The organism is Salinispora tropica CNB-440, assembly GCF_000016425.1.
Lineage (GTDB): Bacteria > Actinomycetota > Actinomycetes > Mycobacteriales > Micromonosporaceae > Micromonospora > Micromonospora tropica.
In genome coordinates this window covers 4,593,216-4,616,021 of sequence record NC_009380.1, presented here as the reverse complement: position 1 = coordinate 4,616,021, position 22,806 = coordinate 4,593,216, and the positions used below count along the sequence as shown (strand labels likewise).

Below are 22,806 nucleotides of genomic sequence, written 5' to 3'. Positions count from 1 at the left end.
GCGAGTTAGCCCCGCAGTCGCGACCGAAAGGTGGGCACAGTGACCTTCCTCGCCCAGGAACCGACGCTGGCCGATTTTGGCCAGGACCCGTGGTGGCTGGTCCTGATCAAGATCGTCTTCGCGTTCGCGTTCGGCCTGCTGGCCACGCTGCTCGGCGTCTGGTTCGAGCGGCGGGTCGTCGGCCGGATGGCGGTACGGCCGGGTCCCAACCAGCTCGGCCCGTTCGGCCTGCTCCAGACGCTCGCGGACGGCATGAAGATGGCCTTCAAGGAGGACATCCTGCCGCGCTCCGCCGACAAGGTCGTCTACTTCTTCGCGCCGGTTATTTCGGTCGTCTGTGCGGTCACCGCGCTGTCGGTGATGCCCTTCGGTCCGATGGTGAGCATCTTCGGACACCAGACGCCATTGCAGGTCACCGACGTCTCGGTGGCGGTGCTGCTGGTGCTGGCCTGCTCGTCGATGGCGGTGTACGGCGTGGTGCTGGCGGGCTGGGCCTCCGGGTCGACCTACCCACTCCTGGGCGGCCTCCGCTCCAGCGCGCAGCTGATCTCGTATGAGATCGCGCTGGGCCTCTCCGTCGTGGCGGTCTTCATGCTCTCGGGCACGATGTCGACCAGCGGGATCGTCGCCGCCCAGGGAGAACGCCCCCAGCTTGAGTTCTTCGGCTTCGACGTCGCGGCGCCCGGCTGGTACGCGATCCTGCTCTTCCCGAGCTTCGTCATCTTCTTCATCGCCATCGTCGGCGAGACCAACCGGGCCCCGTTCGACCTGCCCGAGGCGGAGTCCGAGCTGGTCGCCGGCTTCATGACGGAGTACAGCTCGCTGAAGTTCGCGCTGATCATGCTTTCCGAGTACGTCGCCATGGTGACCATGTCGGCGTTCACGGTGACGCTCTTCCTCGGCGGCTGGCGCGCGCCCTGGCCGCTCACCATCTGGGACGGGGCGAACTCCGGCTGGTGGCCGATGCTGTGGTTCTTCGGCAAGGTCCTCGTCCTGGTCTTCGTCTTCGTCTGGCTGCGGGGCACCCTGCCCCGGCTCCGCTACGACCAGTTCATGCGCCTCGGCTGGAAGGTTCTGCTCCCGCTCAACCTGGTGTGGATCCTGGTGCTGGCGGGCTGGCTGAAGACCCAGGGCTGGGAGCGCGCGGACCGGCTGATCGTGTACGGGGCCATCGCCGGTGTGGTGCTGATCGTCACCATGATCTGGCCGAGCCGTGGGAGGGCACCGAAACCGACGCTGGCCGAGGAGGTCAACAACCGGCCTCCGGGTAGCTTCCCGCTGCCGCCGCTGGACCTTCAGGTACCACCAAGCCCGCGGACCCAGCGCATTGTCGCCGAGCGGGAGCCGGCCAACCTCGCCGACACGGACTCCAGGGAGGTGTGACGTGGGCGCGATCACCGGAACGTTCAAGGGCTTCGGGGTCACCTTCTCGCACATGTTCAAGAAGGTCGTCACCACCGACTACCCGTTCAAGCCGCCGGTCGCGGCGCCGCGCTATCACGGGCGGCACATCCTCAACCGGCACCCGGACGGCCTGGAGAAGTGCATCGGCTGTGAGCTGTGTGCGTGGGCCTGCCCGGCGGACGCGATCTACGTGGAGGGTGGCGACAACACGGAGGAGGAGCGTTTCTCCCCCGGTGAGCGATACGCCAGCGTCTACCAGATCAACTACGCCCGGTGCATCTTCTGTGGACTCTGCATCGAGGCGTGCCCGACCCGTTCGTTGACCATGAGCAACGAGTATGAGCTGGCCCGGGACAACCGACAGGACCTGATCTTCACCAAGGAGCAGCTCCTGGCACCGCTGCTGTCCGGCATGGAGCAGCCGCCGCACCCGATGCGGCTGGGCGACAGCGAGAAGGACTACTACGTCGGCGCGCTGGAGAACCCGGGCACCTCCGCCGGGGCGGAGCGCTCGCCGATGGGCCCCGGCCGCTACCGGATCAGCGAGCACCCCGGTGTGCAGTTCCCCGGCGCCGACCAGGCCGCAGAGCGGGCGGACAAGGGAGACGGAGCATGACCACGCAGACGGTGCTCGCCGCGGCGGGTTCGGTATCCGGAGGTGAGGCGGTCACCTTCTGGATCCTCGCCCCGCTGGCGCTGATCGGCGCGATCGGCATGGTCGCTGCCCGTAACGCGGTGCACTCGGCGCTGATGCTGGTCCTGACGATGCTCTGCCTGGGCATCTTCTACGTGCTCCAGGCCGGGCCGTTCATCGGCGTGGTGCAGATCATCGTCTACACCGGCGCGATCATGATGTTGTTCCTCTTCGTGCTGATGCTGGTGGGCCGCGGCGCCTCGGATTCGTTGATCGAGACGCTGCGCGGCCAGCGGATCGCGGCGCTCGTCCTCGGCGTCGGGTTCGCCGGACTCGTCGGTACCGGCATGTACCGGGCGCTGGCCGGTAGCACCGCCGTCGGACTCACCACGGCTAACGCCGAGGGCAACGTGCAGGGCATCGCCCGGCTGCTGTTCACCAAGTACGTCCTCGCCTTCGAGCTGACCTCGGCGCTGCTGATCACGGCGGCGGTCGGTGCGATGGTGCTGGCGCACATCGAGCGGCGCCGGGAGGACCGGATGGATCAGGTCGCCACCATGAAGGCGCGGTTCCGCCCCGGTAACTACCCCGGCCCGAAGCCGGGCCCGGGCGTGTTCGCCACCTCGTCGTCGGTCGCCACGCCGGCCCGCCTGCCCGACGGCCGGCTGGCCGAGCAGAGCACCCCGGAAATCCTGCCGGTCCGTGAGCTGACCGTCGAGGACACGACGTTGAAGGGGACCGAAAAGTGAACGAGTTCTTCTCGGTCGAACCGAACTACTACCTGGTCCTCGCCGCGGTGCTGTTCACCATCGGCGCCGCCGGGGTACTCGTCCGGCGGAACGCGATCGTGCTGTTCATGTGTGTCGAGCTGATGCTCAATGCGGCCAATCTGACCCTGGTCACCTTCAGCCGGATCAACGGTGACCTCAACGGGCAGATCATGGCGTTCTTCGTGATGGTGGTGGCCGCGGCCGAGGTCGTGGTCGGACTCGCGATCATCATGGCGATCTACCGGACCCGGCGCTCGGCGAGCGTCGACGACGCCAACCTGCTGAAGTACTGAGGGGCCTGCGGTGATGGAGATTCTGGCGAAAGCCCCCGTCGAGCCGGTGGGCACCGTCACGTACGGGACCGCCGACGGGTTGCTCGGCAGTGTCTGGCTGCTGGTGGCGATCCCACTGGTCAGCGCGGCGATCCTGCTGCTACTCGGCCGTCGGGCGGACCGGTGGGGGCACTGGCTGGGTGTCGCGTCGGTCGGTGTCGCGTTCCTGCTTGGCCTGACCTACTTCTTCCAGCTACGAGGTCTGGAGAACCGGTCCGTTGAGCTGAGCCTCTGGGACTTCATCGCGGTCGGCGACCTGCGAGTGGACTTCGGCCTGCTCTTCGACCCGCTGGCGGCGGTTTTCGTACTGCTGATCACCGGGGTGGGCTTCCTGATCCACCTGTACGCGGTGGAGTACATGGCCCACGACCCAGGGCGTCGGCGCTTCTTCGGGTACTTCAACCTGTTCGTCGCCGCCATGCTCCTGCTGGTGCTCGGCAACAACTACGTGATGCTCTACTTCGGCTGGGAGGGCGTCGGGCTGGCGTCGTACCTGCTGATCTCCTTCTGGTACGAGCGGCCCGCCGCCGCCACCGCCGGTAAGAAGGCGTTCCTGATGAACCGGGTCGGCGACGCCGGCCTGGCGATCGGCATCTTCATCATGTTCGCCACCCTGGGCACCACACAGTACGACGAGGTCTTCACCGGTGTCGGGTCGCTGACCGCCACCACGGTCCTGCTACTCGGCCTGCTCCTGCTGCTCGGCGCGGCCGGTAAGTCGGGCCAGTTTCCGCTGCAGGCGTGGCTTCCGGACGCGATGGAGGGCCCGACCCCGGTCTCCGCGCTCATCCACGCGGCCACCATGGTCACCGCGGGTGTGTACCTGATTGCCCGCTCCAACCCGATCTTCTCGGCGAACTCGACGCTGCAACTGGTCGTGGTGAGCGTCGGCGTGCTGACGTTGCTGCTCGGCGCCATCATCGGCATGGCGAAGGACGACATCAAGCGGGTGCTCGCCTGGTCAACGGTGAGCCAGATCGGTTACATGTTCCTCGGCGTCGGCCTCGGTGGTGCGGCGTACGCGCTGGCTATCGTGCATCTGTTGGCGCACGGCTTCTTCAAGGCCAACATGTTCCTGGGCGCCGGCTCGGTGATGCATGGGATGAAGGACCAGGTCGACATCCGGCGCTTCGGTGGGCTGGCGAAGTACATGAAGGTCACCTGGCTGACCTTCATGGCCGGCTGGTTGGCGATCATCGGCCTGCCGCCGTTCTCCGGCTTCTTCTCCAAGGAGCCGATCATCGTGGCCGCGTTCGAGCGGGACGACTGGACGGCCTGGCTGTTCGGCCTGGCCGCCCTGCTCGGTGCCGGGCTGACCGCGTTCTACATGACTCGGCTGTTCGTGCTCACCTTCCACGGTCCGGCTCGCTGGACCGAGGAGATCGACCACCCGCACGAGTCACCGAAGCTGATGACGATCCCGCTGATCCTGCTCGCGGTCGGCTCGATCGGCGCCGGAGCCCTGATGGTCGGGCCCGTCCCCGAGTGGCTGGAGGCGACCGCCGGACTCGGTGGTGGCTCGGAGGCCGCGCACGAGACGGTGCTCTCGCACCTCGCCATCACGATCCTGTCGATCGCGGTAACCGTGATCGGCGCCGGGCTCGCCTGGTTCCTGTTCCGGACCGGCACGGCCACCGAGCCGCAGCCGGCAGGGGTGCTGGTCACCGCCGCCCGGAAGAACCTCTACACCGACGCCGTCAACGAGGCGGTGTTCGAGAAGCCGGGCATCTTCCTCACCCGGGCGCTGGTCTACCTGGACAACCGGGGCATCGACGGGCTGGTCAACGCCCTCGCCGCCGGGGTCGGCGGCGGCTCGGGCCGGCTCCGGCGGTTGCAGACCGGCTTCGTCCGGTCGTACGCCACCTCGATCCTGGCCGGTGCCTTGCTGGTGGTGGCGGCCTTCCTGGCTATCGAGGCGGGGTGGCTGGTGTGATCGACCTCAGGAGGCGGTCGGGGAACCCCGCGGTGGCCGCCGTCGGCGGACCGCTCAGTGACGACGGAGGTAAGGCCGCGTAATGTCCGACTTCCCGTTTCTCTCGGTGCTCACCGTGGCGCCGCTGGTCGGTGCCCTGGTGGTCGCCGTCCTGCCCCGCCGCCGGCCGGAGCTGGCCAAACAGGTGGCGCTCGGCTGGTCACTGCTGGTGCTGGTGCTCTCGGTGGTCATGTGGGTGACCTGGCAGACCGGTGGTGACCGGTTCCAGTTCCGCGAGTCCTATCCGTGGATTCCGAACTGGGGCGTCAACTTCACCTTCGCCGCCGACGGCATCGCGCTGGTTATGCTGATGCTGATCGCGTTGCTGGTGCCGCTGGTGATCCTTGCGTCCTGGCACGATGCCGAGTCGTCCAAGCGGTCGGTACCGGTCTACTTCGCCCTGTTGCTGGTGCTCGAGTGCACGATGATCGGCGTCTTCGCCGCCGCCGACGTCTTCCTCTTCTACGTGTTCTTCGAGGTCATGCTCGTGCCGATGTACTTCCTCATCGGAAGTTACGGCGGACACCAGCGGCAGTACGCGGCCGTGAAGTTCTTCCTCTACTCGCTGGTCGGCGGCTTGTTCATGCTCGCCGCGGTGATCGGCCTCTGGGTGGTCGGTGGAAAGACCTTCGACTGGGTGGCGCTGTCGCAGGTGGACATCTCCACCGGTGCCGAGCGCTGGCTGTTCCTCGGCTTCTTCGTCGCCTTCGCCATCAAGGCGCCGTTCTTTCCGTTCCACACCTGGCTGCCGGACGCCGGTGGCGCTGCCCCCGCCGGTGCCGCCGCGTTGCTGGTCGGTGTGCTCGACAAGGTCGGAACGTTCGGCATTCTGCGCTACTGCCTTCCACTGTTCCCGGACGCGGCCAAGTGGTTCGCGCCGTGGGCGCTGGCGCTGGGCGTGATCGGCATCATCTACGCGGCGCTGCTCGCGGTCGGTCAGAACGACCTGAAGCGGCTGGTGTCGTACACCTCGATCGCGCACTTCGGCTTCATCGGGATCGGCATCTTCGCGTTCACCAGCCAGGCGGCCACCGGTGCGGTGCTCTACATGGTCAACCACGGGCTCGCCACCGGTCTGCTCTTCCTGGTGGTCGGGATGCTGGTCGCCCGCCGAGGCTCTGCGTTGATCAGCGACTTCGGCGGCGCCGGAAAGCTGGTTCCGCTGCTGGCCGGAGTGCTCTTCTTCGCTGGTCTCGCCTCGCTGGCGCTGCCCGGCACCGCACCGTTCATCTCCGAGTTCCTGGTGTTGATCGGCACCTTCTCGGTGAACAAGCCGGTGGCGGTGATCGCCACGGTCGGGATCATCCTGGCCGCCGCATACGTGCTGTGGATGGTGCAACGCACCACCCAGGGCACGCTCAACCCGGCGTTGACCGAGGTCGAGGGCATGAAGCGTGACCTGAACCTGCGCGAGAAGGTCGTGGTGGCCCCGCTGGTCGCGCTGATCGTGCTGCTTGGCTTCTACCCGAAGCCGGTCACGGATGTCATCAACCCTGCTGTCCAGGCGACGATGCAGGATATCGGCAAGACTGACCCGGCCCCGTCGGCCGGAACTCCACAGGAGGCGAGCCGGTGAGCGAGCTGAAGCTTCCGTCGATCGACTACGCGGCGCTCGCGCCGACGCTCATCCTGCTGGGCGCCGCTCTGGTCGGTGTCCTGGTCGAGGCGTTCGTGCCGCGCCGGCTGCGGCACGTGGTGCAGCTCACGGTAGCGCTGCTGGCGGTGCTCGGCGCGCTGACCATGGTGGTGTTGAACGCCAATGACCGTCTGATCACCATCGGTGGGGCGATCGCCATCGATGGACCGGCGCTCTTCCTGCAGGGCGCGATCCTGGTGCTGGCCGCGATGGCCCTGCTGCTCATCGGGGAGCGTACGGTCGAGCGCGGCGGGGCGTTCGTGGCTCAGGCGGCGGTGACCGCCGAGTCGGCGGACGACCGTCGGCAGGCCGAAGGGGCCCCCGGTCTGACCGAGGTGTACCCGCTGACCAGCTTCGCGGTCGGGGGCATGCTGATCTTCGTGGCGGCGAACGACCTGCTGACCATGTTCATCGCGCTCGAGGTCTTCTCGCTTCCGCTCTACCTGCTCTGCGCGCTGGCTCGCCGTCGGCGGCTGCTGAGCCAGGAGGCGGCGATGAAGTACTTCCTGCTCGGCGCGTACGCCTCGGCGTTCTTCCTCTTCGGCGTCGCGTTGGTGTACGGCTTCACCGCCGGCATCCCCGACCGTGCGGCGGGGGTTGACTTCGCCACCATCCACGCGGCGGTCGCGGAGAGCCCGTCCAGCTCGGTGCTGCTCTTCGGCGGTATGGCGCTGATCGCTATCGGCCTGCTGTTCAAGGCCGGCGCCGCGCCGTTCCACGTCTGGACGCCGGACGTCTACCAGGGGGCGCCCACCCCGATCACCGGCTTCATGGCAGCCTGCACGAAGGTCGCGGCGTTCGGTGCCCTGCTGCGGGTCTTCCACGTCGCCTTCGAGGGGGCCCGCTGGGACTTCACTCCGATCCTCGGCGTGGTAGCGGTGCTGACCATGCTCGTCGGGGCAGTGCTGGCGGTCACCCAGACCGACATCAAGCGGCTGCTCGCGTACTCCTCGATCGCCAACGCGGGGTATCTGCTGGTCGGGGTGCTCGCGCCGACCAGCGAAGGGGTCTCCGGGACGATGTTCTACCTGGTCGCCTACGGCTTCTCGGTGCTGGCCGCGTTCGCCGTGGTCACCCTGGTCCGGGACGCGGACGGCGAGGCCACCCACCTGTCCCGCTGGGCGGGTCTGGGCCAGCGCTCCCCCTTCTATGCCGGGCTGTTCACCTTCATCCTGCTCGCCTTCGCCGGTATTCCGTTGACCAGCGGATTCACGAGCAAGTTCGCGGTCTTCAGCGCGGCGTTCGACGGTGGTCAGGGTTGGTTGGTGATCGCCGGCGTGCTGACCAGCATGGTGCTCGCCTTCCCGTATCTGCGGGTGGTCGTGCTGATGTGGCTCTCCGAGCCCGGCGAGTCCACTCCCGCCGTCGTCGTGCCGGGCTGGCTGACCTCGGCCGCGCTGACGATCGGTGTGGTCGCCACCTTGGCGCTCGGGGTGTTTCCGGACCCGCTGCTCGATCTCGCCGCGGGAGCCGCAGAGTTCGTGCGGTGACACACCGCTGATCCGGGGCCGGCACGTGACCTCCGTGCCGGCCCCGGGCTGTTCTCAGAGGTCATGGGCGTATTCGATGAGTCCTTCGGTCATCCCCGCCCCGGGGCTGATGGTACTGGTGTGGCATGGTGGGAGGCGTGGTGAATCCGGCTGACAAGCTCTCGGGTGCCACTGGCGTGGGCAGTCGCTCCGACCGGGGCGGCGCAGGTCAGTTGGGTGCCGTCGGGCTGCACCCAATCGACGCGGGGCTCCCGGATTCAGCGTTTCGGGTGCTGGAGGGGGTCGAGGCCGCGCTGCGGGCTGATGTCGCCAGCGCCGACCCGTTCGTCACCGAGGCCGCCCGGCACCTCCTTGACGCCGGTGGCAAGCGGTTCCGCCCGCTGCTGGTGGCGCTCGGCGCCCAGTTCGGGGATCCGACTCGGGAGCAGGTCGTGCCGGCCGCCGTGGTGGTGGAGCTCACCCACCTGGCCACGCTTTACCACGACGACGTCATGGACGAGGCGCCGGTGCGCCGGGGGGCCCCGAGCGCCAACTCGCGGTGGACGAACTCGGTGGCCATCCTGGTCGGTGACTATCTCTTCGCCCGCGCCGCGGACATCTCCGCGGATCTGGGCACCGAGGCGGTCCGACTGCAGGCGCGGACCTTCGCGCGCTTGGTGCACGGCCAGATCGCCGAAACCGTGGGGCCGCGTCCCGGTGTGGATCCGGTGGCGCACCACCTGCACGTGATCGCTGAGAAGACCGGCTCGCTGATCGCTACCGCGGCCCGGTTCGGTGGGATGTTCAGCGGGGCCAGCCCGACGCACACCCAGGCACTGGCTGGTTACGGTGAGGCGATCGGGGTCGCCTTCCAGCTCTCCGACGACCTGTTGGACATCTCCAGTGAGGCGGAGCGCTCCGGCAAGACGCCGGGGACCGATCTCCGTGAGGGTGTCCCCACCCTGCCGGTGTTGTATGCACTCGCCTCGGACGACGCGGACGCCGCGTCGGTGCGGCTTCGGGAGGTCCTGGCGGTCGGTCCGCTGACCGATGACGAACTGCACGCCGAGGCGCTCGGACTGCTCCGGGAGAGCCCGGCGTTGAAGCGGGCGCGGGAGACGGTCCGTAGCCGTGCCGAGGAAGCGCGCGCGCAGCTTGCGCCGCTGCCGCCGGGCCCGGCCCGGCACGCGCTCGAATCCCTCTGCGACCAGATCGCGGACCGGACCGGCTGACCATCCGGCGGCGACCAGATCGCGGATCCGACCGGCTGACGTATCTCCCGGTCCGGTTGACGCGTTCGGAGAGCCGGCTGGGGTGTTCCCGGGAGCCGGCGTCACCGCGGTGTCACGCGCCGTCCCGGGCACCCACTCACTTCCTTGTTACCAGCAAGTGACCAGATCATTACTGACGGTGGATAATGATCTGGTGTTCTCTGCCCGAACAGGCGTTTCGCACCGGTCCCGCATTTCATATGGTGTAAGTCCCCGGCTGCGGAGGTGGTTGTGCGCGACCCCTTGGCGGAACCCTCGGACCTCATCCGAAGCGTGTCCCGCGCGCTACGAGTGCTCGAATCAGTCGGTCGTGCCCCGAAGGGGCTGACCGTCAAACAGATCGCGCGACGGTGTGAGCTGACCGTGGCGACCACCTACCATCTCGTCCGCACCCTGGCGTACGAGGGCTACGTGATCCGGCGCGAGGACGGCACATACATCGTGGGCCTGGAGATAGCCGACCGCTACCGTGAGCTGGTCGGTGCCTTTCGCGGCCCGCCGGCGGTCGGGGAGTCCCTGCGGCGGGCTGTCCTCGACACGGGCTACAGCCACTACCTGGGCCGGTTCGTCGGTGGCCAGGTCGCCATCACGGCCGCCACCGAAGGCCCACGTTCTCCCTACCTGGAGGACCTGGTTCCCGGCTTCGACGAGGGGGCGCACGCCACCGCACTCGGTAAGACCCTGCTCGCGACGCTCACGACCGAGCAGCGGCTGCGCTACCTGCGGGAAAGCGGCATGCGACCGTTCACCACCGGGACGCTCACCACCACCGAGGCGTTCGAGGCCGACCTCGCGGCCGGAGAGCGGCGGGGGATGCAGCTGGAGTTGGGGCAGTACCGGCCGGGAGTGGCCTGCGCGGCGGTGTTGGTGAGCGCCGACAAGGACGTGGAGCGCCGAGTCGCACTCGCCTGTGCCCTGCCGGCCAGCGAGATGATGACCTCCGCCCGGGTCGTTCGCGCGAAGCTGCTCGCCACCGCCCGGGGCATCGCCGACTACCTCGTCGACGACACCTGACCGGCTGCGGGGCGAGGGCCCGGCGGCTGCGGGGTGAGGGCCCGGCGCAGCGCGGAACGGGCCCTCACCCCGCACTGGGGTGAGGGCCCGTTCGCGTCGGAGAGGACCGAGGGGAGCTGAGAGGTCAGCTACCGATCGGGCCGCCGTCCAGGCGCCAGGTGACCACGACGCCCGGCTTGGCGTAGTCGCCGTCCGGCCAGTTGGAGGCGGGGTTCTCGACCGAGGCGCCGGAAACCTCCCCCGGGTGCTGCACAGCCACGAAGACCGAGCGGTTGTCGCCGGTGATGAACGGGCCACAAGTCTCCGCGCCGGTGGGCACGGTGAGGAACTGCTTCAGGTGGCCGCGCTCCGGGCCTTCGATCGGCGTGGCGAAGAGGCCGTCATTGCTACCCAGTCCGTTGCCGTCGGTGGAGATCCAGAGGTTGCCGGTGGCATCGAAGGCGAGGTTGTCCGGGCAGGAGATCGGGGAGACCTTCGTCTTGTCGTACCCGGCGAAGTAGGTCGAGGGGTCCGCCGGGTCGCCGGCGACGATCGGCAGCGACCAGGTGAACTTCTCAGCCGAGTTGTCACCGTGCTTCTCGACCAGCTCCAGCACGTGGCCGTGGCGGTTGGCGTTACGCGGGTTCGCCTCGTCCGCCTTCGGGTTGCTGTCGACCCCACGCCGCGAGTTGTTGGTGAGCGCCACATACACCTTGCCGGTGTGCAGGCTCGCCTCGACGTCCTCGGGCCGGTCCATCTTGGTCGCGCCGACCTGGTCCGCGGCGAGCCGGGTGAAGGTGAGCACCTCGTCGGCGGTCATGCCCTCGACGTACGAGCGGGTGCCACTGACCAGCTTGATCCACCGACCACGGCCGTTGAACGCGCCGTCGCTGGGAAGCTCACCGGAGCCGTCGATCTCGTCGGCGCTGGTGTAGTTCAGCTTGGCGACGTAGAGGGTGCCCGACTCCAGCAGGGTCAGGTTGTGCTCACGGTTGCGCCAGGAGTTGCCCTTCTTGAACTTCTTCTCCGACACGAACTTGTAGAGGTAGTCGAACCGCTCGTCGTCGCCCATGTACGCGACCACGTGCCCGCTCTTCGCCACGATGACGTTCGCGCCCTCGTGCTTGAACCGGCCCAGAGCGGTGTGCTTGCGCGGCCGGCTCTCCGGGTCGTACGGGTCGATCTCGACGACCCAGCCGAACCGGTGTGCCTCGTGCGGGTGCTGGGTCAGGTCGAAGCGCTCGTCGGCGCGGTCCCACTTCCGGTTCCCGCCCGGGTAACGGTCGGTGGTGTTGATGCCGTACCGGGCCAGTTTCGGCTTCAGCTCCTCCGGCGCGCCGTCGCCGCCGACGAAGTACTGGTTGAAGTTCTCCTCGCCGGAGAGCACGGTGCCCCAGGGGGTTACCCCGCCGGCGCAGTTGTTCAACGTGCCGATGGCCGTGCGCCCCTTCGGGTCGGCAGCGGTCTTGAGCCAGTCCGAGCCGGCGGCAGGGCCGGTCAGCTCGAACTTCGTCTTCGAGGCGGTCACCCGGCGGTTGTACTGCCGCTTGCCGGACTTGACCGGGCGCCACTCGCCGGTGCCCTGGACCCGCTCCAGCTCCACCACGGACATGCCGTGCGCGGCCATTGCCACCTTCAGCTGCTCGACGCTGAGCGAGTCCACGTCGGTGAAGCCGGGGAACATCAGGTTCTCGTCGGTGTACTCGTGGTTGACCACGAGCAGGGACCTGTTCCGGCCCAGCGGCAGCACACCGACGAAGTCGTTGTTGTAGCCGAACTGCTGGGCCTGCGCCCTGGCCGTCTGCTTGTGCAGCTTGAAGGTGGGCGCGCCCGGCACTACTTCGTCGCCCCAGCGGATGACCACCGAGTGGTCGTAGCCGTTCGGTACGATGAAGCTGTCCAGAGTGTTCGGTGGGACCGGCTTGAAGGTCAGCTTCCCGTCGCCGACACCGCCGGCCGGGGCCGCGAACTCGGTCGCCTTCGGCGTCACCGGAGCGGAGGCGGCGGCGGAAGCGGCGGCGGAAGCGGTGCCGCTGCCGGCGAGCGCACCGGCGCCGCCGAAGCCCAGGACCAGCGCGCCGACCGTGCCGGCGCGGACCACGCCGCGGCGGGACACCTCGGAGTCCACGAGGTCGCCGAAGTAGGTGTTGTCCGAGGTGTTGGGTACCGGGTGGTCACAGGCGTTTCCACACCGGTAGAGACAGGTCATAGCGTCACGACTGCCGTGGCGGATGGAGCCGAGCAGCGGGAGCAGCCGAGGACGGTCGCTCATGTGGAGGGGCCTCCTGATTTCGATGGCGCACGCCGAGGTCAGCGGATGGCATGCGTACATGCCGGAGGCTAGGAGAGGACAATTACCGTCAGTGTGCGGCAATGTGAACCGAAGCTGAACTCCCTCATCGGGCAACGGGGACCGGCAGCAGGCCGAGGGCCCCGGGTGTCACCTGCCTCGACACTGCTTGGCGAGCCCGGTGACCGGGGTCGACCGCCGTCCTCTCGGAGATGGCCGGCCCCGACACCCCTTGTTGGGGTGACTACCGCCGGACTGCTGCCCCGGCCGGACCGATGCAGCTGCCGATCGGGGAGTTGGGTAGCGCGGCTGGGAGCGTGGGTCAGTGACTGGCTACCGGCTGGATGTCCGTTGTCGGTTGGTCGATCCGATCCTGCCGAACGCGACGTCCGATTGCCGCGAGCACCCTTCGCTTTGTTCACGGACAGTTGATGACGGCTCGTGCACCGCATGGCGAGCTTCTTCGACTTACCTCCCGCGAAAGGCAAAAAGATGCACGTGGTCCCCGGGCTCAAGGTGCTGTACTTCGGGACACCGGTGGTGCTGATCAGCTCACGTAACGAGGACGGCACCGCGAACCTCGCCCCGATGTCCTCCGCCTGGTGGCTGGGCCAGTCCTGCATGCTCGGTCTCGGCAACAGTGGCCAGACGACGGCGAACCTGCTGCGCGAACGCGAATGTGTGCTCAACCTGCCCTCGTCGGCGATGGTCGACGCCGTTGACCGGATCGCCCTCACCACCGGAAAATCGGCCGTGCCGGACCACAAGGCAAAGCAGGGCTACCGGTACGAGCCGGACAAGTTCTCAGCCGCGCAGCTGACCGAGCAGACCTCGGAGCTGGTCCGGGCGCCCCGGGTCGCGGAATGTCCGGTCCAGCTGGAGTGCCGGGTCGTCTCGACGCACCCCTTTGGCGGCCCCACCCCGCATGCCACCGCCTTCCAGGTCGAGGTCCTTCGCGCCCACGTTGAGGAGGGCCTGATCATTCCGGGGACGCACTACGTAGATCCACTCGGATGGGACCCACTCATCATGAAATTCTGCGAGTTCTTCGGCGGTGGACACAACGTGCATCCGTCGAAACTCGCCGAAGGCTGGAACATGCCGCATCAACTCCAGCCGGCGGCCATCTGAGCTGGTGCGGCGTGTCGGCAAACCGTCCGTGATTCGTGATCACTTCTGCCGGTGGTGGCGGTATGCGTGGTCCGCAAGATCTTCCGCCACGCCGGAACCACCCGACTCGCCGCCCTGCCCGCCCTGCGCGGCCGACCGACCGGGCCCCTGACGCGGCCACCGGCCCTACCAGGCCGCACACCTGACATGCAGGACCCCACCGCCGACTCACAGGCGCCAGCGGGCGACCACGACCGATCACATCGATCATGGTCAGCCGCCGCTTGCTCGCTGCTGACCCACGCTCCTAGTCGCGGTCGAAGACGGCTCCGAGTAGCCAGGTGACCACACCGACGAGGAGCGCGCCGAGGACGGCGGCTGGCCAGAACCCGTTCACGTTGAAGGGCAGTCCGGCCTCGCCCGCGATCCAACTGGTCAGCAGGAACAGTAGACCGTTGACGACCAGCGCGATCAACCCGAGAGTGAGGAGGTAGAAGCCGCAGCCCACGGTCCTGATGACTGGCTGGAGCACCGCGTTGACGACGCCGAAGATCGCGGCGACGAGGATCAGCGTGGTGACTGTCTCAGTGGCCGACGTCGCATCCAGCGTGATGCCCGGGATCAGAAGCGTGGCCAGCCAGAAGGCAACCGCTGTGGAGCCCAACCGGATCAGGAGCCCTTTCAGGAAACCCATGGCGGAGAATGCTGCCACGGACCGTTCCTCCAGGGAAGGCTCGGGTCCTGTCTTCCGGGGAAGCCTCGGCCTGGAACCCACGGGTTGGAGCGTCTCCCCGCCCCCGGCGCGGGGGTGTCCGCCCAAGAAGCGGCGAGTAGGGGTACGACAGGTTTCGTAACATCGACCCTCCGTTTCGGCGGCGGAGCGGGATGTTATCGCTCGCAACGATTCGGTACGGCCAGGCCGTTATGATCTTGTGGCACCTTGTAGGTTGTACCCATTACGCGTGCTCTGTCGCCGGGAGGAGGGCTGGCCTTGACCGAATGGGAGCCGGCCACCGAGGCGGAGGTGACGCTGCGTGACGCGTTGCGTGCCAACGACCAGCAACGCTACTTTCGCGTGCTGGCCCGCACGGAGCTGTTGCTGCCCGTCTCCGCGCAGGCGTCGGCCGGTCAGACGTCGATGAACTGGGGCACCTGGACCACCGGTGGCCGAACCCACGTGTTGGCGTTTACCTCGGTCGCCGCGCTGCGCGCCTGCCTCGGTGAGCACGCGGGCGCGAACCGCCGCGCCGCCTACGCCGAGCTTGCCGACCATTGGCCCAACCACGAGTGGTGGCTGGCCGTCAACCCGGGCCTGCCTATCGAGGGCTACCTGCCGGCCTGGTACGTCGCCCAGCTTTCCCGCGGCGACGTCCGCCTGCCCGGTCGCACGATGGGGACCCGGGCCCGGCTGGAGCGCGACGAGACCTATCCCCGAGCCCGACCCTTCGGGCGCCGGGAAGCGGAGCCGGCAGCCGAGGCGAAGGGGCAGGACCGCGCTCCGCGGGCTGGCCAAGCGCCCGAGGGCGTCGCCCCCCTGCGCCCGTCGCCATCCGCGTCGTCCTCGGGTGCGTCGCTGCGTACCCCAGCCGATCTGCGCGCGGCTGCCCTCCGGCGGCCGATGATGGACGCCGGCCGCGCCGTGGATGGGGAAGGGACGGCCCCCCGGGCTCGCCCGCCCGGGTCAGGCCCCGGCCACCAGCCCGCCGACAGAGCCGCACCGCCGAGGGGGCAACCCCGGGGTCTCCCCGAACAGCCTCCCAGCCGCCGGTCCTTCTTCGAACCAGCCGCGGGCCGTAGCGACCGAGATGGGCGGAGTGTCCCACCGTCGCGCCTTGCGCGGGGCACCCAACATTTCCCGCGCCGCCAACCAGCCAGTGATCCGTTGCCGGCCACGTCGCTGACCTTCTCGGCCCAGGCCAGGACCCGGGTCGACCAGGAGGGAGCCTCCCCGCCCGGCGAGACAGCACCCGGGCTGGATCCGCAGCAGACGGCGGCGGAGGAGGCCCGGACCATCCGTTTCCCGGTGCCCGACCCAGCGACACTCCGGCTGTACGCGCGTCGTGCCGCCGAGGAGGAGCCACGCCAGCTTCGGCCCAGCTCGGCGGAGCCGACCCCGGTCACTGAACCGATGTCCAGTCCGCTACCTCGGCGAACACCTTCGTCGGCCGTGATCGAGGGGACGGTCGTTGACTCCCGGAACCTGACCGCCGCCGGCTCGGCCGCCGTGTCAGCGACCGCGCCGATGCCGGCGACGGCGGGCGTGGTCCCCGTCGACGGCGACCTCACGATCCGTGCCGCCGGTGGCCCGATGCTTCCTGTCGCCGGCGATCCGGCCGAGGCCACGGTCCGGATTGGCGTGGCGGAAGCGGGTGACATCTCCTCGACCCCGGCATCCGTGCCACCGGACTTCGAACCGGCCAACGGGGTCGAGGCGGACCTGGTCACGGCGGCCACCAGCGGCAACACCGACACCTTCCTGTCGACGTTGCTGCTTGCCCAGGTGCTGCTTCCGGTGGCGTCCGACTCGGCAGCGGGTAGCAGGCCCGGAGGGACGGGCTTCGTGTGGCGGACCGAGGAACTGGACGGCGCGGTGTCCGTCGTCGTCTACACCTCGCCGGAGCGGCTCGCCGACCACACCGACGGGACCGTCGAGACCATCCGCGTCCGCTTCGTGCAGCTCATCCAGCGTTGGCCGGACCGATCATGGTCATTCACCGTCAACCCGGGAACCCCAATCGGCACGAAGATGCCCGGCGAGCAGATCGTCGGGCTCGCCAACTGGGCGGCGGAGATGGGCCTGGGCGACGACCGGCCAGAGTCAGAGCCGGCAACGGCTGTGCCGGCACCGGCCGACCCACCGGCACCGACCGACCGGCCGCGATACCGACCGCCGAGCCCCGAGTCCACGAGCCCCGTCCTCATGCAGAAGGCGGTGGCCGCCAGCCAGCTCGCCTACTACCTGGAACGGGGGTACGACCGCGTCTCCGGTTTCGTGCACCGCGCGGGCGAGCTGGCACACCTGACCACCCCCGCTCAGCTTTACGACGCACTCGGCCTGGGCTACCCCGGTTCTCCCTTCGAGCGGGGCGCCGAGCAGATCTACGTACTGCGGTGGCCGGCTTTCCGGCCGAGCCTCTACCGCATCCCGTACGGCGGGCAGAGTGAGGCCGCGATGCGGGCCATGGAGGGCTGGGTGATCGAACGGCCGCCGTTCCGTGGCAACGGCTTCGCCCCGGGCGAGAGTAGCGATGTCGTGGCGGAGTTCAAGGTCGACAGTGCCCGGCTGCCGCACGGCACGCGGCTGTGGCGGATCGGCGCGGACGGCGCCGAGCGGCTCGTCGCCACGTTGGACGTTGACGCGCTGCGGTGGCAACAGGCGGGTGACCTGTGACGCGGGACGGGTACGTGGCTCGCTGGCGGGACCGCGAGTACCAGGCCAGTCCGGACGGCGACGACGTCCGGCTCTATCAGCCCGAGCCGGGCGAGGGCTTCACCGAGGTGCGCCCCGGCCGCCACCTACGCGTCGTGCCGGCCGCCGAGGTTGACGAGCTGACGTATGTCCGCACCGCCTGCACCTGGCAGGGGCAGCCGTTCATCGTGTTGGGCGAGCACGACGGTTGGCTGCGGGTCGAGTACACGGGCGGGCGCTGGCCGGTCGCCGAGGCGATGGGTCTCGAGGCGTTTGACTTCGGCGTCTACCAGGGCTGGGCGCCAGCCGCTGACGTCCGCGACCTGCGGGAGCTTCGCGTCTAGCCCCGATCAGCTAGGACTTCGCCCAGCGCAGGATCTCGCCGAGCACGATCTCTGGGGCCTCGACGTGCGGGAAGTGCCCGACCTGGTCGAGCAGTCGCCACTCGTACGGGGCCACCACGTATCGGCCGGAGCCTTGGGCGGTACGCGGCAGGGACGCCCGGTCGAGGGCGCCGTGTAGCTGGAGGGTCGGCGTGACGAGGGGCTTCTGCATGAGCCGAACGAAGCGGTAACCGTGCAGCCGTAGCGCCGATCGGAAGGCCCACCGGTAGCCCTCGAGGGCGCAGAACGCGGCCTGCGGGATCTGCATCGCCGCCCGGCAGCGGGCCGTGTACGGGTCGAACTCCGGGCTGTGCACCCAGCGCGGCCCACTCCAACGGCGCAGGATCTCCGTGACCGCCGCCCCGTCGTCGCGGGTCAGCACGTGCTCGTAGCGCGGCAGTTGGAACAGCAGCGTCGGCGTGGAGGCGGCGAATTGGCCGCGCGGATCAGCGAAGATCGCGGTCCGTAGCCGTAGCGGGTGCGGGGCGCCGAGCACCACCAGTCGGCGGACCAGCGTTGGGTGGAACGACGCTGCTGTCCAGCCGAGCAGCCCGCCGGCACCGGAGCCCACGACGGTGGCGGAGCGTTCGCCCAGCGCCCGGATCAGCCCGGCGACATCCCCGGCCAGGGTGTACCCGTCGTACCCTCGGGGCGGCTTGTCGCTCGCGCCGTAGCCGCGCAGGTCGACCGCGACTGCCCGGAACCCGGCGTCGGCGACCGCCGGTAGCAGATCGTGCCACGCCCACCAGTGCTCCGGAAAGCCATGCAGGAAGAGCACCATCGGGCCGGCTCCGGCCTCGACCACGTGGAACCGGCTGCCGTTGGCGCCGACGAACCGGTGCGTCCACGGCCCCTCGGCGAGGACGCAGGACTCGTCTAGGGCCCCGTCGTGCTGCTCGGTCATGTGCCACAGCCTAAGGCCCGGGTCATAACCAGGCTCGACGCGTGGCGGAGCGGGTCTGGAGTCGAACCCGTCCGGTGCGGGTCCTGTCGTGACCGCATCCAGGCGCCGGGTGTCGGGATCCGGGAGGGGAAGGGCGATGCCCGGGCCGGTCACCGGCCCGGGCAGCGCCCTTCGTGGGTTCTCTCCGCTCCGAAGAAGCGGACCCTTGACAGAGGTGATCCCATGGTGGGACCGCTGATGAAGACTACGGTCGGCCTCAGTCCTCGCCCGTGCCGGCGCCCATGCCGGTGGCGATGAGCTCCATCACCGATGAGTCCTGCAACGTTGTCACGTCGCCCAGGGACCGGTTTTCCGCCACATCCCGCAGCAACCGGCGCATGATCTTGCCGGAGCGGGTCTTCGGAAGCTCCGGCACGAGCATGATCTGCCGCGGCTTCGCGATCGGCCCCAACGTGCGCGCGACGTGGTCACGCAGGTCCGTGATGAGCTGGGCTCCCGCCGTCCCCTCGGTTTCGGCGCTGCCTCGGGGGATGGCGAAGGCGACGATCGCCTGCCCCGTGGTCGGATCGGTCGCGCCGACCACCGCCGCCTCGGCCACCGACGGGTGTGAGACCAGGGCCGACTCCACCTCGGTGGTGGAGATGTTGTGCCCCGACACCAGCATCACGTCGTCCACCCGGCCGAGCAGCCAGATGTGGCCGTCGTCGTCCTTCTTGGCGCCGTCCCCGGCGAAGTAGACCCAGTCGTCGCCGACACCGGCACCGGCACCGAAGCGCGACCAGTACGTCTCGACAAACCGGTTGTCGTCGCCCCAGATGGTCCGCAGCATTGACGGCCACGGCTCCCGAAGCACCAGGTAGCCGCCGCCGCCGTTGGGCACCGGCTGACCCTGGTCGTCCACCACGTCGCCGTTGATCCCCGGTAGCGGAGTCATCGCCGACCCCGGCTTGGTGTGGGTCACGCCGGGCAGTGGGGAGATCATGATGGCGCCGGTCTCGGTCTGCCACCAGGTATCCACAATAGGCAGCTGGCCCCCTCCGACATGCTGCCGGTACCACATCCAGGCCTCGGGGTTGATCGGCTCGCCGACGCTGCCCAGCAGGCGCAGGGACGACAGGTCGAACCCGGCGGGGATCTCCTCACCCCACTTCATCATCGTGCGAATGAGGGTCGGGGCGGTGTAGAGGATCGTCACCCGGTACCTGTCGACCAACTCCCAGAACCGACCCCGGTGCGGGGTGTCCGGAGTGCCCTCGTACATGACCTGGGTGGCACCGTTGGAGAGCGGGCCGTACACGATGTACGAGTGGCCGGTGACCCAGCCGACGTCCGCGGTGCACCAGTAGACATCGGTATCCGGTTTGAGGTCGAAGACCCCGTGCATCGTGTACGAAGCCTGGGTCAGGTAGCCGCCGGTGGTGTGCAGGATCCCCTTCGGGCGGGCGGTGGTGCCGCTGGTGTACAGGATGAACAGCGGGTGCTCGGAGTCGAAGGCGGTGGCCTGGTGCTCGACCGAGGCCCGCCCGACCGTCTCGTGCCACCAGCGGTCCTTCGCCGACCAGGAACACTCCTCGCCGGTGCGGCGAACCACCAGCACATGCTCCACCGACGGGCAGTTCGACACCGCCTCGTCAACGGTCGGTTTGAGCGCGGAGGGCCGGCCCCGCCGGTAGCCGCCGTCGGCGGTGACAACCACCTTCGCAGCGGCGTCCTGAATCCGGTTTGTCAACGCGTCGGCGGAGAAACCGCCGAAGACCACGCTGTGGGTGGCGCCGATCCGGGCGCAGGCCAGCATCGCGACCACGGCCTCCGGCACCATCGGCAGATAGATCGCCACCCGGTCGCCAGCGGTCACCCCGAGTTCGGTCAGCGCGTTCGCCGCCTGGCAGGTCAGCTTCTGCAACTCCGCGTAGGTGATCGTTCGGGTGTCACCCGGCTCGCCCTCCCAGTGGATCGCAACCCGGTCCCCCCGGCCGGCCTCGACGTGCCGGTCCACGCAGTTGTACGCCACGTTGAGCTGACCGCCGACGAACCACCTCGCGAACGGCGGCTTCGACCAGTCGAGCACCCGGTCCCACCGCTTCGTCCAGGTCAGTCGCTGTGCCTGCTGCTCCCAGAAGGCCAGCCGGTCGGCGTTCGCCGCGGCGTACGTCTCACCGGTGACGTTGGCGTTCGCGGCGAGTTCGGCCGGCGGCGGGAACTGGCGCGTCTCATTCAACAGGTTGGCCAACGCCTCGCTCATGCCTGCTCCCTCGTCGCTTGGGGTGACCTGCGTCTCGGTGCAGAGATTAGCCCGCGGGCCGGGCGCAGGCGACTGTCGAGGGCGACGGATCGCGCCGAACGGAGTCTTCCCCGCGCCAGACGATACGACACCGGCGGACAGTACGGCATCCGCGGATGGCACGGCACCGGCGGGTGGTGCAAGCGGTCCCGATAGCGTGGCGGGGTGACCGATGACCCGCTCGCTCCGCTGCTCGCCCTCGCCGATGTCGCCACCGCGGTGGAGCGGGCCCGCGAGCGCTTCGACCAGGCGCTGCGGCACCGCGCCCTGCGCCGGCACGGCGGTCAGGTGGCCGCCGAGGTCAGCCTCCGCTCCGCGGTGGCCAGCGCCGCCCTCGAGGGGCAGGCCCACGAGCGTGAGGAAGTCCGTGCCGGCACCGTCACCGAGCCGGTGTTGCAGGGCGCGCTGCGGGTAGCCGGGGCGCTACCCGGGCTGACCGACCTCTGGCCGAAGGCGCCCCGGCAGGCGCTCGCGAAGCTGCACGTGCTTGCGGCGCGGGAACTCGTGCCGGAGACAGACCTGGGCCGCCCGGTGCGCGACGCGGTCGTGGCGGCGCGGCTGGACGGGCTGGCTGCCCTGGTAGCCGGGGGAAGTCAGGCACCGCCAATGGTCCTCGCCGCAGTCGTCCACGGCGAGCTGTTGAACCTGCGGCCCTTCGCCGGCCCGTCCGGGGTGGTCGCCCGCGGTGCCGCCCGGCTGGTGCTGATGTCCCGGGGCGTTGACCCGCGGGGCCTGCTCGCCGTGGACGTCGGCCATCGGGAACGGGAGCCGGAGTACGTCGGTTCGGCTGGAGCGTTCGCCACCGGAACCCCGGACGGGCTTCGCTCGTGGCTGCGGCACTACCTGAGCGCCGTCGAGGTGGGCGCCGATCAGCTCACCGGGATTGGCGATGAGGTGCTCGCGGGGACTCAGTAGCCTCCCTCGCTGCGGCCTACCCGAGCCCGACCCGCCACCGGCGGCCGGCTGCGACGGTCAGGTCGCCGGGGCAGTCCGGGTACGACGGTGCCGGCCATACCAGGCGATTCCGATCGCCACGCCAACCCCGACGCCGAGCGCGGCGGCGGCGACCGGCACGGCGGGGCGATCACGCAACCGACGCCCCAGGGGAATCGGGTGCCGGAACTCCAGCACCGGCCAGGAGTTCTCCGCGGCGAGCTTGCGTAGCTGACGGTCCGGGTTGACTGCGGTCGGGCGGCCTACGCACTCCAACAACGGCCGGTCCGTGTACGAGTCCGAGTAGGCGTACGAGTTGGTCAGGTCGTAGCCCCGCTCGAGAGCCAGCTCGCCCACCGCGTCCACCTTGGCCGGGCCGGCCGCGTAGAACTCGATCTCGCCGCTGTAGTGGCCGTCCACCACGGCCATTCGGGTGGCGATCACATCGGTCACCCCGAGCAACGCCCCGATCGGCCGGACCATCTCCTCTCCGGAGGCCGAAACCAGCACGACGTCCCGGCCGGCGGCCTGGTGCTCCTCGATCAGGGCGGCGGCTTCGGCATACACGTAGGGGTTGATCAGCTCATGGAGGGTCTCCGCGACGATCTGGCGGACCTGCTCCACCTGCCATCCCTTACACAGCGCGGCGAGATAGTCCCGGGTCCGGGCCATGGTCTGTTCGTCGGAGCCGCCCAGCCGGAACATCAGCTGCGCGTACGCCGACTTGACAACGTCTCGTCGGGTTATCAGGCCGTCTCGGTAGAACGGCCGACCGAACGCCAGCGCACTTGACTTGGCGATGACGGTCTTGTCCAGATCGAAAAAAGCGGCGCTTCGGCCCACGGCGCGCAAGTCTAGCCCGATGGTCTATCGTCTGCGGGGGCCCGGGTCCGTCAACCCCTCGGATGTGCGACGTGGTCGACCGTCGGCCTGCTCTGCGTGACCGCGATCACACACTGCGGGAAGATTCAGCAGGGAGTGGAGGCCACACCACTCGACGTAGCCAGGTGCACTC

Annotated in this window: 18 protein-coding genes; 13 read left to right on the top strand and 5 right to left on the bottom strand. The window is 69.1% G+C overall.

Annotated features, from left to right (window positions below):
• The first annotated feature begins 39 nt into the window (after nucleotides 1-39).
• The 9 genes from nuoH (at nucleotide 40) to STROP_RS20410 (ending at nucleotide 10,502) form a co-directional block, all read left to right on the top strand.
• Entirely contained in the window at nucleotides 40-1,383 is a 1,344-nt protein-coding gene (gene nuoH / locus STROP_RS20450; protein ID WP_012015256.1) for an NADH-quinone oxidoreductase subunit NuoH, read from the top strand.
• Nucleotide 1,384: 1 nt separating this feature from the next.
• Nucleotides 1,385-2,020 (top strand): NADH-quinone oxidoreductase subunit NuoI, encoded by a 636-nt coding sequence (gene nuoI, locus STROP_RS20445; protein ID WP_012015255.1) that lies wholly within the window; start codon nucleotides 1,385-1,387, stop codon nucleotides 2,018-2,020.
• A complete protein-coding gene (locus STROP_RS20440) occupies nucleotides 2,017-2,787 on the top strand; it encodes an NADH-quinone oxidoreductase subunit J (protein ID WP_012015254.1) in 771 nt (256 codons plus the stop codon). Before nuoI ends, STROP_RS20440 begins: the two co-directional genes overlap by 4 nt.
• Complete coding sequence (nuoK, locus tag STROP_RS20435; protein ID WP_012015253.1) at nucleotides 2,784-3,101, top strand: NADH-quinone oxidoreductase subunit NuoK; 318 nt, start codon at nucleotides 2,784-2,786, stop codon at nucleotides 3,099-3,101. Before STROP_RS20440 ends, nuoK begins: the two co-directional genes overlap by 4 nt.
• A gap of 13 nt (nucleotides 3,102-3,114) precedes the next feature.
• Complete coding sequence (nuoL, locus tag STROP_RS20430) at nucleotides 3,115-5,073, top strand: NADH-quinone oxidoreductase subunit L (RefSeq protein WP_012015252.1); 1,959 nt, start codon at nucleotides 3,115-3,117, stop codon at nucleotides 5,071-5,073.
• Between the two features lie 82 nt (nucleotides 5,074-5,155).
• Nucleotides 5,156-6,688 carry an NADH-quinone oxidoreductase subunit M gene (locus tag STROP_RS20425; protein ID WP_012015251.1) on the top strand — a complete coding sequence of 511 codons (1,533 nt, stop codon included), beginning with the start codon at nucleotides 5,156-5,158 and terminating at the stop codon, nucleotides 6,686-6,688.
• Nucleotides 6,685-8,238: an NADH-quinone oxidoreductase subunit NuoN gene (gene nuoN, locus STROP_RS20420; protein WP_012015250.1), complete on the top strand. Its 1,554-nt coding sequence runs from the start codon at nucleotides 6,685-6,687 to the stop codon at nucleotides 8,236-8,238. Before STROP_RS20425 ends, nuoN begins: the two co-directional genes overlap by 4 nt.
• A gap of 125 nt (nucleotides 8,239-8,363) precedes the next feature.
• A complete protein-coding gene (locus tag STROP_RS20415) occupies nucleotides 8,364-9,449 on the top strand; it encodes a polyprenyl synthetase family protein (protein WP_020678950.1) in 1,086 nt (361 codons plus the stop codon).
• A 270-nt stretch (nucleotides 9,450-9,719) separates the two neighbouring features.
• Nucleotides 9,720-10,502 (top strand): IclR family transcriptional regulator, encoded by a 783-nt coding sequence (locus STROP_RS20410; protein ID WP_026275181.1) that lies wholly within the window; start codon nucleotides 9,720-9,722, stop codon nucleotides 10,500-10,502.
• Between the two features lie 124 nt (nucleotides 10,503-10,626).
• Here STROP_RS20410 and STROP_RS20405 read toward each other — a convergent pair whose 3' ends face one another.
• Complete coding sequence (locus STROP_RS20405) at nucleotides 10,627-12,753, bottom strand: PhoX family protein (RefSeq protein ID WP_012015247.1); 2,127 nt, start codon at nucleotides 12,751-12,753, stop codon at nucleotides 10,627-10,629.
• Between the two features lie 468 nt (nucleotides 12,754-13,221).
• On the opposite strand from STROP_RS20405, the gene STROP_RS20400 reads away from it, so the two are divergent.
• The gene (locus STROP_RS20400; protein WP_012015246.1) at nucleotides 13,222-13,902 is read left to right on the top strand and encodes a flavin reductase family protein; all 681 of its coding nucleotides are present in this window, start codon (nucleotides 13,222-13,224) and stop codon (nucleotides 13,900-13,902) included.
• A gap of 286 nt (nucleotides 13,903-14,188) precedes the next feature.
• Here STROP_RS20400 and STROP_RS20395 read toward each other — a convergent pair whose 3' ends face one another.
• On the bottom strand, nucleotides 14,189-14,575 hold the full coding sequence (locus STROP_RS20395) for a phage holin family protein (RefSeq protein ID WP_026275183.1): 387 nt from the start codon (nucleotides 14,573-14,575) through the stop codon (nucleotides 14,189-14,191).
• 297 nt (nucleotides 14,576-14,872) lie between these two features.
• Here STROP_RS20395 and STROP_RS20390 point away from each other — a divergent pair, with 297 nt between their 5' ends.
• The gene (locus tag STROP_RS20390) at nucleotides 14,873-17,272 is read left to right on the top strand and encodes an SseB family protein (RefSeq protein ID WP_012015244.1); all 2,400 of its coding nucleotides are present in this window, start codon (nucleotides 14,873-14,875) and stop codon (nucleotides 17,270-17,272) included.
• Nucleotides 17,269-17,634: a hypothetical protein gene (locus STROP_RS20385; protein WP_018830794.1), complete on the top strand. Its 366-nt coding sequence runs from the start codon at nucleotides 17,269-17,271 to the stop codon at nucleotides 17,632-17,634. Before STROP_RS20390 ends, STROP_RS20385 begins: the two co-directional genes overlap by 4 nt.
• Before the next feature lie 10 nt (nucleotides 17,635-17,644).
• On the opposite strand, the gene STROP_RS20380 is transcribed toward STROP_RS20385, so the two are convergent.
• Together STROP_RS20380 and acs are read right to left on the bottom strand one after the other, a co-directional pair.
• Nucleotides 17,645-18,577 (bottom strand): alpha/beta fold hydrolase, encoded by a 933-nt coding sequence (locus STROP_RS20380; protein ID WP_012015242.1) that lies wholly within the window; start codon nucleotides 18,575-18,577, stop codon nucleotides 17,645-17,647.
• A 256-nt stretch (nucleotides 18,578-18,833) separates the two neighbouring features.
• Nucleotides 18,834-20,819 carry an acetate--CoA ligase gene (acs, locus tag STROP_RS20375; RefSeq protein ID WP_026275841.1) on the bottom strand — a complete coding sequence of 662 codons (1,986 nt, stop codon included), beginning with the start codon at nucleotides 20,817-20,819 and terminating at the stop codon, nucleotides 18,834-18,836.
• Between the two features lie 204 nt (nucleotides 20,820-21,023).
• On the opposite strand from acs, the gene STROP_RS20370 reads away from it, so the two are divergent.
• Nucleotides 21,024-21,773: a Fic family protein gene (locus STROP_RS20370; protein WP_012015240.1), complete on the top strand. Its 750-nt coding sequence runs from the start codon at nucleotides 21,024-21,026 to the stop codon at nucleotides 21,771-21,773.
• A gap of 57 nt (nucleotides 21,774-21,830) precedes the next feature.
• Here the strand turns inward: STROP_RS20370 and STROP_RS20365 are convergent, their stop codons facing one another.
• Complete coding sequence (locus tag STROP_RS20365) at nucleotides 21,831-22,634, bottom strand: HAD family hydrolase (protein WP_012015239.1); 804 nt, start codon at nucleotides 22,632-22,634, stop codon at nucleotides 21,831-21,833.
• Nucleotides 22,635-22,806: the final 172 nt, after the last annotated feature.

Coding starts and splice junctions, on each gene's coding strand:
- STROP_RS20440 (WP_012015254.1), top strand. CDS start 2,017: ATGACCACGCAGACGGTGCTCGCCGCGGCGGGTTCGGTATCCGGAGGT.
- nuoL (WP_012015252.1), top strand. CDS start 3,115: ATGGAGATTCTGGCGAAAGCCCCCGTCGAGCCGGTGGGCACCGTCACG.
- STROP_RS20425 (WP_012015251.1), top strand. CDS start 5,156: ATGTCCGACTTCCCGTTTCTCTCGGTGCTCACCGTGGCGCCGCTGGTC.
- STROP_RS20415 (WP_020678950.1), top strand. CDS start 8,364: ATGGTGGGAGGCGTGGTGAATCCGGCTGACAAGCTCTCGGGTGCCACT.
- STROP_RS20405 (WP_012015247.1), bottom strand. CDS start 12,753: ATGAGCGACCGTCCTCGGCTGCTCCCGCTGCTCGGCTCCATCCGCCAC.
- STROP_RS20400 (WP_012015246.1), top strand. CDS start 13,222: ATGGCGAGCTTCTTCGACTTACCTCCCGCGAAAGGCAAAAAGATGCAC.
- STROP_RS20395 (WP_026275183.1), bottom strand. CDS start 14,575: ATGGGTTTCCTGAAAGGGCTCCTGATCCGGTTGGGCTCCACAGCGGTT.
- STROP_RS20380 (WP_012015242.1), bottom strand. CDS start 18,577: ATGACCGAGCAGCACGACGGGGCCCTAGACGAGTCCTGCGTCCTCGCC.
- acs (WP_026275841.1), bottom strand. CDS start 20,819: ATGAGCGAGGCGTTGGCCAACCTGTTGAATGAGACGCGCCAGTTCCCG.